The sequence below is a fragment of the Arthrobacter sp. 9V genome (genome assembly GCF_902506065.1).
GTDB lineage: Bacteria > Actinomycetota > Actinomycetes > Actinomycetales > Micrococcaceae > Arthrobacter.
Genome location: NZ_LR732912.1, coordinates 4,726,455 through 4,742,259, shown reverse-complemented (window position 1 = coordinate 4,742,259; position 15,805 = coordinate 4,726,455). Strand labels below are relative to the sequence as shown.

14 protein-coding genes are annotated in these 15,805 nt (G+C 62.3%); 6 read left to right on the top strand and 8 right to left on the bottom strand.

Annotated elements, in window-relative coordinates; translation table 11 throughout:
• Nucleotides 1-10 precede the first annotated feature (10 nt).
• Both BACI9J_RS21860 and BACI9J_RS21855 read right to left on the bottom strand, forming a co-directional pair.
• Entirely contained in the window at nt 11-667 is a 657-nt protein-coding gene (locus tag BACI9J_RS21860; RefSeq protein ID WP_159736214.1) for a response regulator, read from the bottom strand.
• Nucleotides 664-1,944: a sensor histidine kinase gene (locus BACI9J_RS21855; protein ID WP_159736213.1), complete on the bottom strand. Its 1,281-nt coding sequence runs from the start codon at nt 1,942-1,944 to the stop codon at nt 664-666. Before BACI9J_RS21855 ends, BACI9J_RS21860 begins: the two co-directional genes overlap by 4 nt.
• A 195-nt stretch (nt 1,945-2,139) precedes the next feature.
• Here BACI9J_RS21855 and BACI9J_RS21850 point away from each other — a divergent pair, with 195 nt between their 5' ends.
• Entirely contained in the window at nt 2,140-3,219 is a 1,080-nt protein-coding gene (locus tag BACI9J_RS21850) for an ABC transporter permease (RefSeq protein ID WP_201296642.1), read from the top strand.
• A gap of 24 nt (nt 3,220-3,243) precedes the next feature.
• Nucleotides 3,244-3,960: an ABC transporter ATP-binding protein gene (locus BACI9J_RS21845; RefSeq protein ID WP_236558811.1), complete on the top strand. Its 717-nt coding sequence runs from the start codon at nt 3,244-3,246 to the stop codon at nt 3,958-3,960.
• 48 nt (nt 3,961-4,008) lie between these two features.
• On the opposite strand, the gene BACI9J_RS21840 is transcribed toward BACI9J_RS21845, so the two are convergent.
• Entirely contained in the window at nt 4,009-4,407 is a 399-nt protein-coding gene (locus BACI9J_RS21840) for a winged helix-turn-helix transcriptional regulator (RefSeq protein ID WP_159736211.1), read from the bottom strand.
• A 100-nt stretch (nt 4,408-4,507) separates the two neighbouring features.
• Between BACI9J_RS21840 and BACI9J_RS21835 the strand changes: the two genes are divergently transcribed.
• Complete coding sequence (locus BACI9J_RS21835; RefSeq protein ID WP_159736210.1) at nt 4,508-5,113, top strand: NAD(P)-dependent oxidoreductase; 606 nt, start codon at nt 4,508-4,510, stop codon at nt 5,111-5,113.
• A gap of 56 nt (nt 5,114-5,169) precedes the next feature.
• Here BACI9J_RS21835 and BACI9J_RS21830 read toward each other — a convergent pair whose 3' ends face one another.
• The 5 genes from BACI9J_RS21830 to BACI9J_RS21810 all read right to left on the bottom strand — a co-directional run bounded on the left by BACI9J_RS21830 (nt 5,170) and on the right by BACI9J_RS21810 (nt 11,064).
• Entirely contained in the window at nt 5,170-6,615 is a 1,446-nt protein-coding gene (locus BACI9J_RS21830; RefSeq protein ID WP_159736209.1) for a phytoene desaturase family protein, read from the bottom strand.
• A complete protein-coding gene (locus tag BACI9J_RS21825) occupies nt 6,608-8,125 on the bottom strand; it encodes a glycosyltransferase family 87 protein (RefSeq protein WP_201296641.1) in 1,518 nt (505 codons plus the stop codon). The genes BACI9J_RS21830 and BACI9J_RS21825 overlap by 8 nt, the downstream gene beginning before the upstream one ends.
• Nucleotides 8,126-8,277: 152 nt before the next feature.
• Nucleotides 8,278-8,418, bottom strand: a complete 141-nt coding sequence (locus BACI9J_RS21820; protein ID WP_201296640.1) for a hypothetical protein — start codon at nt 8,416-8,418, stop codon at nt 8,278-8,280.
• 598 nt (nt 8,419-9,016) lie between these two features.
• The gene (locus tag BACI9J_RS21815; protein WP_091464242.1) at nt 9,017-9,598 is read right to left on the bottom strand and encodes a histidine phosphatase family protein; all 582 of its coding nucleotides are present in this window, start codon (nt 9,596-9,598) and stop codon (nt 9,017-9,019) included.
• Nucleotides 9,595-11,064 (bottom strand): CCA tRNA nucleotidyltransferase, encoded by a 1,470-nt coding sequence (locus BACI9J_RS21810; protein WP_159736208.1) that lies wholly within the window; start codon nt 11,062-11,064, stop codon nt 9,595-9,597. The genes BACI9J_RS21815 and BACI9J_RS21810 overlap by 4 nt, the downstream gene beginning before the upstream one ends.
• A gap of 196 nt (nt 11,065-11,260) precedes the next feature.
• On the opposite strand from BACI9J_RS21810, the gene BACI9J_RS21805 reads away from it, so the two are divergent.
• The 3 genes from BACI9J_RS21805 (at nt 11,261) to BACI9J_RS21795 (ending at nt 15,694) form a co-directional block, all read left to right on the top strand.
• Nucleotides 11,261-11,764: an NUDIX hydrolase gene (locus BACI9J_RS21805; RefSeq protein WP_026005276.1), complete on the top strand. Its 504-nt coding sequence runs from the start codon at nt 11,261-11,263 to the stop codon at nt 11,762-11,764.
• A 26-nt stretch (nt 11,765-11,790) separates the two neighbouring features.
• Nucleotides 11,791-13,818, top strand: coding sequence for a murein biosynthesis integral membrane protein MurJ (murJ, locus tag BACI9J_RS21800; RefSeq protein ID WP_159736207.1), 2,028 nt, complete (start codon nt 11,791-11,793; stop codon nt 13,816-13,818).
• A gap of 139 nt (nt 13,819-13,957) precedes the next feature.
• Nucleotides 13,958-15,694 carry an ABC transporter substrate-binding protein gene (locus tag BACI9J_RS21795; RefSeq protein WP_159736206.1) on the top strand — a complete coding sequence of 579 codons (1,737 nt, stop codon included), beginning with the start codon at nt 13,958-13,960 and terminating at the stop codon, nt 15,692-15,694.
• Nucleotides 15,695-15,805 lie beyond the last annotated feature (111 nt).

The following is a 15,805-nucleotide window of genomic DNA, read 5'->3' as shown; positions in this document are numbered from 1 at the left end:
TCCGGGGGAGTCAGTGCCCGCGGATGATCCTGCGCTGCGTGGCAACAGCGATGGCTGCGGTCCGGTTGTCCACGCCGAGTTTCGAGTAGATGTGCACCAGGTGAGTCTTCACCGTGGCCTCGGAAATGAAGAGTTGCTTGGCGATTGCACGGTTGCTCATGCCCGTTGCCAGAAGCTCCAACAGCTGCACTTCCCGGGCGCTCAAAGCCGGCGATGGATTCCGGATGCGGCCCATAAGCCGCGCGGCAACCTCGGGTGCCAGCGCAGTTTGCCCGGCCGCTGCGGACAACACGGCCTGGCGGATTTGCTCCGGCGGGGCGTCCTTCAACATGTAGCCACTGGCGCCGGCCTCCACTGCCGCGAGAATGTCGGCGTCAGTGTCGTAAGTGGTCAGAATCAGCACCGGCGGCGGGGGAGTACCGGCCTCACCCGCCTTGATCTTCTCCGTGGCCGTCACGCCATCCATGCCGCTGCCCATCTGCAAGTCCATAAGCACCAAATCCACGGGCTCACCCAAGGTGTGCAGTTTGCTGAGTTCGCTCAGCGCAGCATCACCATCAGCGGCTTCGGCAACCACGGTTACCCCCGGGAAATCGGCGAGCATTGCCCGCAGTCCCGCCCGAACCACGGGATGATCATCCACCAACAGCACCCGGATCTCACTCATGCAGCACCCTCATCCGCGGGCAGGGGCACCCGGATTGCAACTACGGTCCCCTCACCAGTCGCCGATTCAATTTCCAGGCGACCATCCAGCGCGGCCAGCCGCTCGCGCAAACTCTGAAGCCCGACGCCGGTTCCGTCGCCCCGCGCTGAACCGGCCGCCATCGATGGTTCGAATCCCCTCCCGTCATCAAAAACGTCCAAGGTCACCTCGGCGCCCAGGAAGGAAAGGGTTACGACGGCGGTGCGGGCTTGGGCGTGCGCCCACACGTTTGCGAGGGAAGCCTGCGCGGCCCGGAGCAGGGTGGTCTGGTACGTATTCGGCAGCTCTACAGGCGTACCCGCCAGCTCGAAGCGGCAGCGCAGGGCAGACCCCCGGGCGGCTGCCTCCGTCTCCGTCTTTGCGCACAACCTGCGGAGGGTGTCCACGAGCCCGGACTCCTCAAGATCCGGCGAACGCAAGCCACGCACAAAGCTTCGAGCCTCGGCAAGATTGGCCGAAGCCGTGTCTTGAACCGTACGTAAACGCTCCTTTGCAGCGGCGGCGTCACCGTCGTCCAAGGCTTTCTCGGCGGACCTGCCCATCAGGATGATGCTTGAGAAGCCCTGTGCAAGGGTGTCGTGGATCTCCCGCGCGAGCCGTTCGCGTTCAGCCAGAGTTCCGGCGTCGTGCTGGGTTTGAGCGAGCTCGGCGCGTGTCCTGCGAAGCTCGTCAGCTACAGCGCGTTGGTTCTCGGCTTCAAGGAACAGCGCACGGTACGCCAGGCCGGTGACCACCGCGAAGACTGCCCCGAACGCCGGCCCCAGAACCATCGAAAGCTGCAAGCCGCCGTCGGACAAGCCACGGCTATGGAACCAGAGGGTTCCCACCAGAAGGATTGTGCTCACCGCAATTGCCGGCAATGCGAGCCTGCGGGGGAGCAGGTGTAGTTGCAGGAAGAACAAGGGGAAGGCTACCCACGCGAAGTCGCTGCTGACCAGCAGGAGGAGCAGCCACAAGAGCATCACCGCGCCCAGCCACCAGCGTGCATAGGGTGTGGGATTGAAACGGGTTGAGTCGCTTGCATGGCGCTTTTCCAGAAGAGTCCCACCGAGGTAGACCAGCGCCAGCAAGACCGAAAGCGCCAGGCCGGCAGCCACGGCCAAGGCTGGCGGCGCTCCGCTGGTTCCCATTCCCGTCATCAGACGGACTACGGCCACCAACAAGAGAACCGCGAAACCCACATGCAGGCTCACGCGCAGCACGCGGAGGATTGTGGCGGCGCCAGCGGGAGACTGCATGCTTCACAGCGTATCCCCGGTGATCCCTCATGGAACCCACTTTCCGCGTCTCCGGGCTTGAATCAACCATTCGGATGATCGCCGGTTCAACCACTCGATGCCAGCCGATCCATCCGGCTTCCGATGCCCGTCCGGCCTATCGCCGGAAGAGTTGGGATAGCCGGGATCAAGCCCGCACTGAATCGAAGGAATCCGATGTTTCTTGCCATCCGCGACATCCGCTTTGCCAAGGGTCGTTTCGCGCTCATGGGCAGCGTGGTCGCCCTGATCACGTTGCTGCTGGTGATGCTTTCCGGGCTGACTGCGGGCCTGGGCAACCAGTCGACGTCGGCCATTGGTGCCCTGCCCTTCCAGCAGGTCATCTTCGGGGCCTCCGCTGGAGGTGAGCCAAAGGCGTCGTACACCGAGTCAGAAGTTTCTTCTGCCCAGCTCGGGGCATGGCGGGACCAGCCGGGTGTGACGTCCGCGCAGGCGCTGGGGATCAGCCAGACCCGTTTCCAGTCTCTGGGTAACCGTGGGACCCCCACCGGGACCGCGAACGTGGCCGTCTTCGGCGGGGCTGTGGCTCCGTCCGCTGTGGAGGACGGGACCGTGATGGTGGGCGAATCACTGGCCAAGGAACTGACCCTGGATGTCGGCAGCCGGGTCCGTGCGGGCGGGACAGACCTGACGGTTTCAGCTGTTGTAGAAGACCAGTGGTACTCCCACACCGGCGTGGTGTGGACAACGCTGGAGACCTGGCGGACCATCGCTCACGCAGCACCGGGAACCGCCACGGTTATCACCGCAACCTTCGACGACGCAGCTTCCGTAAACCTCGACGCCGCCAATGCGGCGGCCGGCACGGTCAGCACCGATCCCGTGGGTTCTTTCCAGGCTCTTGCCTCGTACAAGAGCGAGAACGGTTCGCTCATGCTGATGCAGGCATTTCTTTACGGCATTTCGGCGTTGGTGATCGTCGCCTTCCTGACGGTGTGGACTGTGCAGCGCACTCGTGACATCGCTGTTCTCAAAGCCTTGGGGGCTTCCTCTGGCTACGTGTTGCGGGATGCTCTCACCCAAGCGGCCATGGTGTTGCTGGCAGGAGCCACCCTGGGCGGGCTTCTGGGCTTGGTTGGCGGACTGTTCGCGGCCCAGGCCGCACCATTTCTGATCACTCCCATGACCACGCTGCTTCCTATCGCCGGGATCATCCTTCTCGGGCTGGCGGGTGCGGTCCTGGCCGTCAGAAGCGTCACCAAGGTGGATCCTCTGCTGGCCCTCGGCGGCAACTAATACATTCTTAGAAAGGCATACATTGTGAATACCGCCCTGAACGGCCCGGCCCTGAGCCTGGTCAACGTCTCCCTCGAATACCCCGACGGCACCTCAACCCTCAAGGCGCTGGACGCCGTCAGCCTCAGCGTTCGCAGGAGCGAATTCCTCTCCCTCGTGGGCCCCTCCGGATCGGGCAAGTCCTCGCTTCTCGCCGTCGCCGCAACTCTCGTAAAGCCCACTGCCGGGCTCGTCATCCTTGCCGGGCAGGATGTCGCAGCGCTTTCGGAGGCAGAACGCACGAGCCTTCGCAGCGATAAAGTGGGCATCATCTTCCAGCAACCCAACCTGCTGCCTGCACTCACCGCCGTCGAGCAGTTGCTTATTCGCGAGCATTTGCGAGGCAAGCGAGTGAGGGAAGGGCGGGAGAAGGCAGCCGAACTATTGGACGTCGTGGGACTTTCCGAAGCGGCGCACAAGAGGCCGCACCAACTGTCCGGCGGCCAACGCCAGAGGGTGAACATCGCCAGGGCTCTCATGGGAAGCCCCACGGTTCTCCTCGTCGATGAACCAACAGCCGCGCTCGATCACGAACGCAGCGAGTCGATTGTCCGTCTGCTGCGGCAGGTCACCGACGAGTTCCGGACGGCAACCGTGATGGTCACCCATGACACGGAGTTCCTACCCCTCACTGACTCTGTAGCCACCATGAGGGACGGACGCATCAGCCGCGCCGTGGTCCCGTCCGCGCAACCCAACTGAGTGACAGCAAACGTCCCAATGGGGCCTCAATAGAGCAGGAGCTGTCCCCTAGTTGGGTGAGCCGAGGAGGGCTTCGTCCTGCGCTTCGTCGTAGGCATCGCGGGCTTCCAGGATGGTGGGCACGTGGCTCTCGGCCCAGTGCCGCAACATGGTCAGGGGCTGCAACAGGGACTCACCCAAAGCCGTCAACCCGTATTCCACCCGTGGAGGAACCTGCGCGTACACGGTTCGGGTGATCAGCCCGTCGCGCTCCAAGGCACGCAGGGTTTGCGTCAGAACTTTCGGGGTTACCACGTTCACCATCTTGCGCAGTTCAGAGAACCGAACCGGCCCGTCCCCGAGCACCTGGATAACCAATGAAGCCCACTTGTCTCCGATGCGCTGGAACACCACCCGCGACGGACAGTTGGGATCCAGGATGTTGCCGGGGAGGTCTTTGGTGTCCACGAGTATCAGTATCCTCCGGGTAACTAGGTTCCTTTGAAGCTATCAGTATCCACTAGATACTGTTGGGGCTATTGCAAGGATACCAACCTCAAGGAGAGCTATGAAAATCGCAGTCTACGGCGCAACGGGCATGGTCGGCAGCCAGATCGTCAACGAGTCCATCACCCGCGGCCACGAGGTAACGGCCATCTCCCGCAAGGGCGCAGAGGTACCCGGTGCCGCTGCACGAGCCGCTGATCAGGCTGACGCTGAGACCTTTGCGTCCATTGCCAAGGATCACGACGTCGTAGTGCTGGCTACGGGCCCCAGCCGCACCGGCGGCGACCATGCGGACTGGCTGGATGCCATGTCCACGGCGTACAGCAATGCCGAAGGCACGCGACTGATGATCGTTGGCGGCGCCGGCACCTTGGAAATCGATGGCGTCCGCCCGCTGGATTCCCCGGACTTCCCCGAGGCCTACAAGGCTGAAGCCACCACGGCAGCCCAGGCCCTGGAAACTGTCAAGCAGTCCCCGGAGTCCCTTGACTGGACCGTCCTGGCACCCGCCCCCGTCATCCAGCCCGGTGAGCGCACTGGTGAATACAGCGTGGCCAAGGATTCACCGGCCGGCAACAGCATCTCCACGCAGGACTACGCCGTAGCCATGCTGGACGAGATTGAGAGCCCGGCTCACCGCCGCGCCCGCTTCACGGCCGCCAACTAAGAGCGTCCAACCAAGGGCGCCAACCAAGGCCGCCAAACCAAGGCTCTAGCCAAAAACTAGAGACCAACGCCCAGCCCGGGTACCCGCATCTTGAATATGTCCTTGAGGGCATGTTTTGCCGCGTGGTACCCGGGCATTCCCGTCACCCCAGGCCCCGGCGGGGTAGACGAGGAACACAGGTATACGCCGTGCATGGGGGTGCGCCACGGCACGTTGGACACTACCGGCCGTTGCACCAGGCCCCGTAGGTCCAGCAGTCCTGCACTGAAGTCTCCACCAACATAGTTCTCGTTGTAAGCGGACAGTTCCGCCGCCGTCGTGGTCTTTGATGCCACCACAAGATCACGGAAGCCCGGTGCGTAACGTTCAATGCGCGCCATGACTGCTTCCGCCATGTCCACAGTGGAGTTGGCGGGCACGTGGCAATAGGACCACAGCACATGGCGGCCTTCCGGTGCCCGCGTGGAGTCCACCAGTGAAGGCTGGGACACCAGGACGTAGGGCTCCGTTGGATGCTTACCCATGTCCACGAGGTTCTCGGACTCAGCCATCGCAAGCCGTGAGCCGCCAACGTGGACTGTGCCCGCCGTCGCCAATCCGGGGTCGCGCCATGGAACAGGTCCGGACAGGATGAAGTCCACCTTGCAGGCTGCATTCCCAAAACGGAATGTTTCCAGTGCCCGGCGGTAACGGTCGGGCACTTCGGAGCCACCCAGGCGCGCCAGAGTTGGCGGGGCAACATCCAACAGAATGGCTTTCGCGGGACGGACCTGATCCAAGGAGTCCACACGCTCGCCAACGCGAATAGTGCCTCCGTGCGCCGTGAGGTCATCAGCCATTGCTTTGGCGATCGACATGGAGCCAGTAACCGGGATCACCCAACCGCCCGCATGCGCCAGCAGGCTAAGCAGCAGTCCGGCACCGGTTGAACTGAGGGACGGCTGCGATCCGAGGGCGTGTGACATCACGCCCGTCAACAGGGCGGGGGCAGCGTCCTCACGGAATCGCCGCATCCACAGCGGGGTCCCCTGATCCAGGGTGGCCAGACCGAATCTGATAGCCGCCAACGGGTCCTTTGGAACACGGAGGAGTTGATTGGACGTAAAGTCCACCACCCCATCCACCCGCTCCAACAGGGGCTGCAGCAGCCGACGGTAGGCCGGACCGTCCACGCCCAACTCCTGAACCGTCCGGTCCAGGGATTGGTAGGCCAAGGCAGCCCCTCCGCTGTCCAGGGGTGTTCCGTGCTGGACCTCCGGCACCCGCAGATCCACGCGCTGTGACAATTCAAAGGCACGGAAGAAGGGAGACGCCACAGCCATAGGGTGCACTGCAGAGCAGACATCGTAAAGGTAGCCGGGTTCAATCAGCTCGCTGGTCCGTGATCCACCGCCGATCGCATCAGCAGCTTCGTAAAGGCGCACACTCAGCCCTGCCCGGGCCATAACCACTGCGGCGGCCAGCCCGTTGGGACCGGCGCCGACGACGGCGACATCAACCATCGCTGTTTACCTCCATACGCTGGGGTGCTTTCGCTTCCGTACTCTCCACCGTAGCCCGGGGACGCCATGGCAGCACGGACCGGGAGGGGCGGAAGACGTCGAATCGCAGCCAGTCCCGCGCGCCGTCGAATGGTCCGCCATGGGGATCGTCCTCGCCATGCGCACGGATTGGGTCATGTGCGGGATCCAGGATGTCCATGACCACCCGTGCCATGAGATAGGCGGTTGCAATCATGTGCAGCCCCACCGCCAGCACGTAATACGACATATCGATGTTGTGTTGGACGGATCCGCCGCTGGTGGTCTGCCCCAGGTACATCCAGACAGCTGCCCAATGCAGCCCCTCAGCCGCTTGCCAGATGAGGAAGTCGCGCCAGCGGGGCCGGGCCAAGGCAAGCAGCGGTATGAGCCACATGACGAACTGCGGCGAGTAGACCTTGTTGGTGAGGATAAACGCGGCAACTATAAGGAACACGAGCTGCGCCAAGCGGGGTCGTGTTGGAGCGCACAAAGCCAGCGCCCCAATAAGCACGCAGGCCACAGCGAAGAGGACCAAAGCCAGCGTGTTGATGGTTGCCCCATCAAGCTGCATCCAGTGGACTCTGTCCGCCACGAGGTTGTATGCGAACCACGGCGAGCTGTACCCGGCAGTGCGGTTCTGGCTGAATTCGAAGAAGTAGCTCCAGCCGGTTGGGTTCAACACTGCGATGGGAAGATTCACCGCCAGCCATGACGCCAGGGCTGTACCAGCAGTGATAAAGAATGTGCGCAGCTTGCCGGTGCGCAGGGCCAGTACCAACACGGCACCGAGTATCAGCAACGGATACATCTTGGTGGCGGCACCCAGCCCGATGCATACGCCGGCCAGGACCAGCTTGTCCCGGGAGAAGAAGTACATTCCCAGGGCAAGCAGCCCTACAGCCCACATGTCCCAGTTGATGAATCCGGCCAGAATGATCCCGGGGGCTACGGCCACCATGGCGGCATCCCAAGGGCGGCGCCTGTTGATCCTTGCGGTGAGGAGCACGGTAACAATCCATACTGCGACGATCAGTGTTGCGTTGACGTCGAAGTAGCCCAGTATGCGTTCGTTTCCTACGCCCCGGCCCGGAACCAGCAAAGCGGTAATGCCGGCGATGATGCCCATGAGAACCGGGTACTCGAAGAGGCTGCTCTGGCTAAAGAAGGGGAAAATGCCGTCGCCCAAGCCGCGGTTCCGGAAAAGCTCAGGAAAATCCGAATAGCACGTTGCGTAGAACTGGCCGGGAGTCTCCCAGCCGCGCACACGGCAGAAGTCCTTGGCGAGCACAGCGAGCAGTGCAGCAAAAACTGTGAGCATGATCAGGACCCGTTCCACAGTGAACGGACCGGACCTCATTTGCCCGGGTGAGGAGCGCTTTCCCAGGGGACCACCCACAAGTTCCGTGAAATTGCGAAGCAGGGCGTCACTGCGGCTCGGAACCACAAAGCGGGCACGTTTTTGCAGCTTGTGAGGCTTCGTCTCCTGCATGGGTTCGAGCTTACAGTCCAGCGCGGGTTCACCAGGCTAAGCGCGGGTTAATCAGGTTAAAGGGGGAGGAGCCCACGCGTAGCCGCGTGGGCTCCTTGAGGTTCAGCATTAATGTGTGGCATCTGAACTCCTTCGGGCTCAGCCAAGGGGGATCAGCGGATGAGTCCCATCTGGTGCAGGGCAACGTAGACGTCTTCACGGCGCTGATCGAGCAGCTGGCCATTGAACAGAGTGCGGTCCTTGGGAGCATGGGTGCTCTTGACGAAGCGCATGTCTTCCGGGCGTTTTCGCATGGTTCACCTCCTTTCAGGAGAAATTCATCGGAATTTAGGCACAACAATTAGAGGCACATTAATTCAACAGAATTTGAGGCCTGAAAAGGGCATAAATAGCCGAGGCTAATAATGGGATGTGCGGACCGAATCGACAACGGATTCGTTATGCAATAGCGCGTGCTTCCGGCAGTCGACCCAACAAGAAGCTGGTTCCGAACTATGGGGAAACTGCGCACCCGCGGCATGCTGCGTGGGTCCGCGCCTACAACTGACTACTCAGCCATCCAAAGACAGGAAGGCCGTCAGGAATACCGCCGGCAACAAGCCGGTCCGGTAGTTCAGGAGTGAGTCAGAGAGCAAAAACGGCGCGCGTCATCAGCAGAGGCCGGGGTAGCAGTGACGGTCAACTTCCGTCCGCTAGTCAAAGTAATCATTTTTCCCAACCTCCTTTTCTGGTCACAGGGACCTGCTGTGGCAATGCCCGGCTGACTGAACCAGGGAATGCGCGCCTTGTTCCCGGCGAGTCGCTCTGGGAACAAGATATAAGTTACCCCATGAAGAAGGAGTTTGACCAGCGAAATTAGCTAATTCGCCAAAAGTTTTTCTAAATTCGCGTTTAGAGTCCCCAGCGCACAATTGCGGGCGTCCGCTTATCCCACCCAAGAGTGCAGACCTTCGCTGTTCCCAGAATGAAGTGCCGGCCCTCTCGGGCATCCATTTCGAGCCAGCGGGCGGTAAGGATCCTGGAGAAATGACCGTGGGCCACAATCAGGACATTGTCCATTCCTGATTCCAGGACCCGTCCAATGATCTTGTCTGCGCGGGCAGCAACTTCGTCCAGGGTTTCGCCGTTGGGAACGCCGTCGGTCCAAATGAGGTAGTCCGGGTTGTCCTTGCGGATCAGGTCCGAACTGATGCCTTCGTAGTCGCCGTAGTTCCATTCCACGGCCAGTGGCTCATGGACGGCTTCCGGGTAGCCTGCAAGTTCTGCCGTCCGCCGGGCGCGGCGCAGTGGCGAGGTGAGGACAAGGTCAAAGTCGATGCTTTCCAGGACCTTACGGGCTTCAACGGCTTGCTGCTCTCCCTCAACGGTGAGGGGAAGGTCCGTCAGGCCGGTGTACTGACCACTCTTGGACCACTCTGTCTCGCCGTGGCGAAGGATCCAGAGTTGCGGACGCGGTGAAGTCGCAGCGTTCATGAGGGCTCCTCAGTTTCGGTCAATGGCTCGACGACGGCGGACTCGGGTTGCGTTTCCCACCAAGCCAAGAGTTTCTGCTCGGCTTCCTCGCGGGAGAGTGGTCCGTGTTCCATGCGTTCCTCCAGAAGGAACTTGTACGCCCGCCCCACAACGGGACCAGGATTGAGTCCCAGGAGTGCCATGATCTGCGCACCATCCAGGTCAGGACGGACGGCCGCCAACGATTCCTGTTCCAGAAGCGCCGAAATGCGGTGCTCAAGGTCATCGTAGGCGAAGGACAGGCGGTCGGCCTTCCGTTGGTTACGCGTGGTGACGTCGGAGCGGGTGAGGCGGTGCAGTCGTTCCAGGAGTGGGCCGGCGTCGGTGACGTAGCGGCGGACTGCGGAGTCGCTCCAGCCGGCATCGCCATAGCCGTAGAAGCGCATGTGCAGTTCAACAAGCCGGGAAACGGCCTTGATGGACTCGTTGTCGAAACGCAGCGCTTTCATGCGCTTGGCTGTCAGCTTGGAACCCACAACGTCATGGTGGCGGAAGCTCACCGCGCCGCCCGGTTCAAAGCGGCGCGTAGCCGGCTTGCCGACGTCGTGCATCAACGCAGCGAACCTCAACACAAAGTCGGGGCCGGGGACGGCACCGTCAGGTCCGGTTTCCAAGGCAGCAGCCTGCTCCAGGACCTGCAGTGAGTGCTGGTACACGTCTTTGTGCCGGTGGTGCTCGTCGGCTTCGAGGCGCAGGGCGGAAACTTCAGGAAGCACGAACTCAGCGAGGCCTGTGTCCACCAAAAGGTCAATTCCCACGCGGGGGCGTGCTCCGTTGATCAGCTTCACCAACTCTTCCCGGACGCGCTCCGCGGAAATGATCTTGATGCGGTCGGCCATCTGAGACATGGCGAGCCGGACGTCGTCGTGAACCGACACGCCGAGCTGGGAAGCAAAACGGGCCGCGCGCATCATGCGCAGAGGGTCGTCGGAGAAGGATGCCTCCGGGGCACCTGGCGTGGCGAGCTCCGAGGCGTGAAGGTCCCTGACGCCACCGAAGGGATCCACGAGTTCAAGGCTGGGGAGCCGCAGCGCCATGGCGTTGATGGTGAAGTCGCGGCGCAGGAGATCGTCCGTCAGGGAGTTGCCGAACGCCACCACGGGCTTACGCGAATCGGGGTCGTAGGCTTCAGCGCGATACGTAGTGATTTCTATCTGGAAACCACTCTTCTTCATGCCGATAGTGCCGAAAGCACGGCCGATTTCCCAGAAGTTGTCCGCCCACTTCTTGATGACGCCAATGGTCTGGTCCGGCGTGGCGTCAGTGGTGAAATCGAGGTCCGGAGATGTCCTCCCCAGGAAGAGGTCGCGCACAGGCCCACCCACCAGCGACAACTCGAAGCCGGCGTCCACAAAGCGCTGCCCGAGGTCGAGAACCACCGGATCGATGGTGAAGTTAACTGAAGAGCTGTCCAATACGTGCGCCATAGTCCCTTAAGCTTGGCAGATTTTTGCTCAGCATTGGGCCACTGTTCCATGCGAAATCAGGCATGTGTCCGCAGACCATCTCCCGGAGTCCATCTTGTGGCCATGTCCCGGTCATCACTCGAGGGCAAGAGTCGTTAGAGTGGACCTCATGGCCAACCCGATCCCGAGCGCTCCTGGCAGGAGGACAAACGCACCGTTGCCGTCGGCAATCGGTGCCCACGTCGCGCCTGCCCAGCAGCACCCGGTGCAGGCCTCGCTTCCTACTGTGGAGGAAGTCTCGGCCGGCGGCGTTGTAGTTGACACGTCCGACGGCGAGCTCCGGGTTGCGATCATCGCCCGCCTTAATAGGGGTGGCCGGCTTGAGTGGTGCCTGCCGAAGGGCCATCCGGAGGGTCGGGAGAACAACGAGGAAGCCGCTGTCCGCGAGATCGCCGAGGAAACCGGGATCGAAGGCAGCATCCTTGCGCCCCTGGGCAGCATCGATTACTGGTTCACTGTGAGCGGCCACCGCGTTCACAAAACCGTGCACCATTTTCTGTTGCGGGCAACCGGTGGAGAGCTGACAATCGAGAATGATCCGGACCAGGAAGCGGTGGATGCCGCATGGGTCCCCATCCAGGAACTGGCCCGGAAATTGTCCTTTCCCAATGAACGCCGCATCGCCGATCTGGCACGGGAAGTGCTGCCCGAACATCTCTGACCCCGGTACATGGGACGATAAAGGCGATGTCTGAAGCCAAAACAACCCAGTCCGTTCAGTCCGGAGAAGCACGTTCCAGCGCCATCATGGCATCAGGGACCCTCGTTTCCCGTTTCCTTGGCTTCGCCAAAACGTGGATGCTCGGCGCCGCCCTGGGCCTGGGCTCCACCATCAATGACACGTTCATTAATGCGAACAACCTTCCCAACCTGATCTTCCTGCTGGTGGCCGGCGGTGTGTTCAACGCCGTCCTGGTCCCGCAGATCATCAAGGCCAGCAAGGCCCCGGACCGCGGCGCGGATTACATCAGCCGCCTGCTGACACTGGCAGTCCTGGTGCTGCTGGCTCTGACCACGCTGGTGACACTCGCGGCGCCCCTGGTCATCGACCTCACCACTCAGGGTTACTCGGAGCAACAGAAAGCCCTGGCAGTCACCTTCGCGTTCTGGTGCCTGCCCCAGATCTTCTTTTACGGGCTCTACGCCCTTCTCACGCAGGTGCTGAACGCCCACGGAGCGTTCGGCCCCGCCATGTGGGCCCCCATCCTGAACAATCTGGTGGCTATAGCGGGCTTGGGCATGTTCATCTGGATTCTTGGCGAGAACATCCACAATCCCCACACCCTGGATAATTGGGGGCCAACCCAGACGCTCCTGATTGCCGGTTTCTCCACATTTGGTGTGGTGGCGCAGACCGCCATCCTGCTGATTCCAGTCTTCCGCTTGCGCCTCGGCTTGCGTCCCCGGTTCGGTTGGCGCGGCGTGGGACTGGGCCAAGCAGCCAAGTTGAGCGTCTGGACGTTGGCGACTGCCGCCGTCGGGCAGTTGGCGTTCCTGTACATCATGAGGATCGCTACCATTCCCGGCGCTGAGCGCCTCCGGTTGGACAACGCAGGGGACAAGGCAGCTGCTGCCGTTCTGCCCGGCAACGCCGTCCTCGAGGTGGCGAGTCAGCTGTACCTGCTGCCGCACTCCATCATCGCGTTGTCCTTGGCCACCGTCCTCTTTAACCGCATGACACGTGCGTCCCAAGACGGCAATAAAGCCGAATTGCGCGACGCCCTCTCCCACGGCCTCCGCACCATGGCCGTAGCCACGGTTTTCGGTGCCTTGGCGCTGTTCGCCTTGGCGGGTCCTCTGGGCATGTTCTTCTCCGGCGGCGAGCCGCAAGACGGCGTCATGCTTGCCCAGACCCTCACCATCCTTGCCCTCAGCACGCCGTTCCTGAGCGCAAACTTCATGATGTCCCGCGTGTTCTACGCCAACGAGGACGCCCGTACACCCCTGTACGTTCAGTTGTGGCTCGCCGTGATCTACGTGGTGGGTGCGTTCTTCATCCAGTTCCTTCCCGTGGGCCAGATCATCTACGCAATCGCCATTCTCTACACTCTGGGCAACATCCTGTCCGTGGTCATCAGCGTGGTGTTCCTGCGCCGCTTGCTAGGTCACCTCGACGGTCCGCGAATCGCGAATTCATACATTCGCATGGGCTACGCAGGCCTGGGTTCTGCGGTTGCCGGCGCAGGTGCTCTGTGGCTTTTGGGCAGCTACCGTGCCGACGGTTTCGCCTGGAGCAGCCGGCCGGCCGCCCTTGTCACGGTGGTGGTCGTCGGGCCCGTCATGCTGCTTGCGTACCTGGTCCTCCTGCGCGTCTTCCACGTCACCGAACTGCGCGACCTCCTGCGTCCGCTCATGGGTCGTTTGGGTCGCGGCGCACCCGCACCGGTTACCGGCGCAGCAACGGAACCCACGACGCCGGCACGCGCCACGGTCTCGGACGATACCGGTTTGATTCCGCGCATCTCCGGCGAGTTCGACGCTGCCTCGTTCAGGGCCGGGCCGGCGCTTGCGCCGCAGCGTTCCACCGAACCCGCCGAACCGACCGCTGAGGACTCACCTGAGGCACCCAAGACGTACCTCCCTGAGGAAGACGCACCCAGCACTGCTCGTGGCAGCAAGTTCAAACCACAGGTCCCGCTGCCGGGCCGGCGCACCTACCAGGGCGACGCCGGACAGAATCCGTACTTCCCCACACGCGGAAACCACAGGAAGTAGGCCGGTGGCGCCAACATGGGCGGCGGGCCTCAATCCGCTAGGCTAGAAACGAATATAGGTAGTTGCAAAAGCGGTTCAACCGGCCAGCCGGGTGAACCAGAAGCAGGACCGCAGCTCCCGGACAGCCTAGGAGGAACACGTGTCCCACCCGATCGACGTCGGATCAGTACTTGGCGGCCGCTACAAGGTCACGGCCAATGTATTGACCTCGCATGACCAAGATCAGGTGCTCGACGGCGTGGACCAGGTCCTCAACCGTCCCGTGAGCATCCTTGTTGCCGGTCCCGGAAATGCCGAGCAAGTGGCGCAGAGTGCCCGCGAAGTCGCCACAGGGGAGCGGCCGGGCCACGTTCAGATCCTAGACCTTGGCATTAGCGAAAACACCACTTACCTGATCACCAACCACAGCACCGCACCGGACCTCCTGGACCTGGTAGTGGCCACCAACCCGCCGTACATCGAGCCCTTCTTCACGGAGACGCTCGGAAGTGAGATCTTCGGCCAGCCCCGGACCTATGAGCCTGAAACGTACGACGGTCTGTACGAGGATGACGAGCACGACGCCGAGTACATCCAGTATGACGAAAACGGCTACCCCGTCCCGTCGGAGTACGACGAGCCCGAAGCTGAGCCTGCCGCACCCGCACGCACGGCACCGCACGTACCGCCAATGCCCTCCTCCAGCCCGTCTGCACCCAAGAGCGGGATCGCAGGCAAGCTGGCTGCCGCCGCTGCCGGTGCCGGAGCAGCAGGCATTGCCGCCGCTGCTGCGCTTAAGAATTCCTCCAAGAACCACGACTCCGGTGCTGACGTTGCCGGTTCTGCTGGTGCCGGTGCTGACGTTGCTGACGGTAGGGGTGGAGCCTCGCCTGCTGCTGCCTCCCAGCCTCCAACACAGGCCGTCTCGTCGCAGTCTGTTAGCCGCGAGCCTGTCAGTCGTGAATCCGTTAATCGTGAATCTGTCAGTCGTGACACGGCTGCAGAACCCAAGGTTTCACTGTGGTCCGAGGAGGACTACGGCTTTAGCGACAGGGGCGTGGGCGGTGGCAGCGCAGCCGCCTCAGGCGCTGCAGCAGCCTCGGCCGGCGCAGCAGCTGGTGGCGTTGGAAGCCGTGGCAATGACTCCGGCTACGATCGGACGGCAAGCAACTTCCCGGCGTCGTCCGCTGCCGCGGGCAATTACGCCGATGATTACGCGGACGAGGAAGTTTATGAAGACGAGGCGCCGGAAAAGGAACCTCGTTCCCTTCGCTGGCTGGTAGGTGGCCTGCTCGCCGCCGTCTTGGTGGTGGGACTCGTCCTTGCCGTAACCAACCTCGGCAGTCTCCTGCCCAGCGGGGCACCAGCCGCCACGCAGAGTACGCCCGCCCCGCAAACCACGGCCGCGGAAACCGAAGAGCCGGAGCCCACGCAGGCCCCGCCCCCCGCCACACCGCCGGCCATCCAAGAGATCACCCGCCTTGGTGACTTCCCCTTCGCCGCCACCTATGACAAGGACCTTGCCAGGGCCTTTGACGGTAACGCAGCAAGCTACTGGTCGGACATGGAATTTGCTTCAGCTAACTGGGGCGGACTCTTCGAAGATATGCCTCTTGTGGTCAAGTTGAAGGAAGCCACAGAGGTCAAGTCCGTTGTCCTCAATCAGCTGGGCGGCTCCGGTGGCAGTATCAGCGTTTACACCAACGACCGTCCTGCCATGGATGGCGCAAAACTGGTGGGGACCAACAGCTTCACCTCACCTGAACTGACCATGCCGCTTGCAGCGCCGACGCAGACCCAGTACGTCATTGTGGTCATCAGTGCCCTCCCCAAGCTGGCTGCCCCGAAAACGCGATTCGGCTTCGGTCTGCGCCTCGCCGAGGTCACCGTCCAGTAGGCGCACCACTGTAGCCGCATCCAACGTAGGTAGCAGCAGAGGCCGTTTTGATTCGTCAGAACGGCCTCTGCTGCTACTTACCTTGGCGTCACCGCTTAGATTCGCCACGTG

What these genes read in the sequence shown, in the direction of transcription:
- BACI9J_RS21860 (WP_159736214.1), bottom strand. Translation starts at nt 667, where the DNA reads ATGAGTGAGATCCGGGTGCTGTTGGTGGATGATCATCCCGTGGTTCGG.
- BACI9J_RS21855 (WP_159736213.1), bottom strand. Translation starts at nt 1,944, where the DNA reads ATGCAGTCTCCCGCTGGCGCCGCCACAATCCTCCGCGTGCTGCGCGTG.
- BACI9J_RS21850 (WP_201296642.1), top strand. Translation starts at nt 2,140, where the DNA reads ATGTTTCTTGCCATCCGCGACATCCGCTTTGCCAAGGGTCGTTTCGCG.
- BACI9J_RS21835 (WP_159736210.1), top strand. Translation starts at nt 4,508, where the DNA reads ATGAAAATCGCAGTCTACGGCGCAACGGGCATGGTCGGCAGCCAGATC.
- BACI9J_RS21830 (WP_159736209.1), bottom strand. Translation starts at nt 6,615, where the DNA reads ATGGTTGATGTCGCCGTCGTCGGCGCCGGTCCCAACGGGCTGGCCGCC.
- BACI9J_RS21825 (WP_201296641.1), bottom strand. Translation starts at nt 8,125, where the DNA reads ATGCAGGAGACGAAGCCTCACAAGCTGCAAAAACGTGCCCGCTTTGTG.
- BACI9J_RS21820 (WP_201296640.1), bottom strand. Translation starts at nt 8,418, where the DNA reads ATGCGAAAACGCCCGGAAGACATGCGCTTCGTCAAGAGCACCCATGCT.
- BACI9J_RS21815 (WP_091464242.1), bottom strand. Translation starts at nt 9,598, where the DNA reads ATGAACGCTGCGACTTCACCGCGTCCGCAACTCTGGATCCTTCGCCAC.
- BACI9J_RS21810 (WP_159736208.1), bottom strand. Translation starts at nt 11,064, where the DNA reads ATGGCGCACGTATTGGACAGCTCTTCAGTTAACTTCACCATCGATCCG.
- murJ (WP_159736207.1), top strand. Translation starts at nt 11,791, where the DNA reads ATGTCTGAAGCCAAAACAACCCAGTCCGTTCAGTCCGGAGAAGCACGT.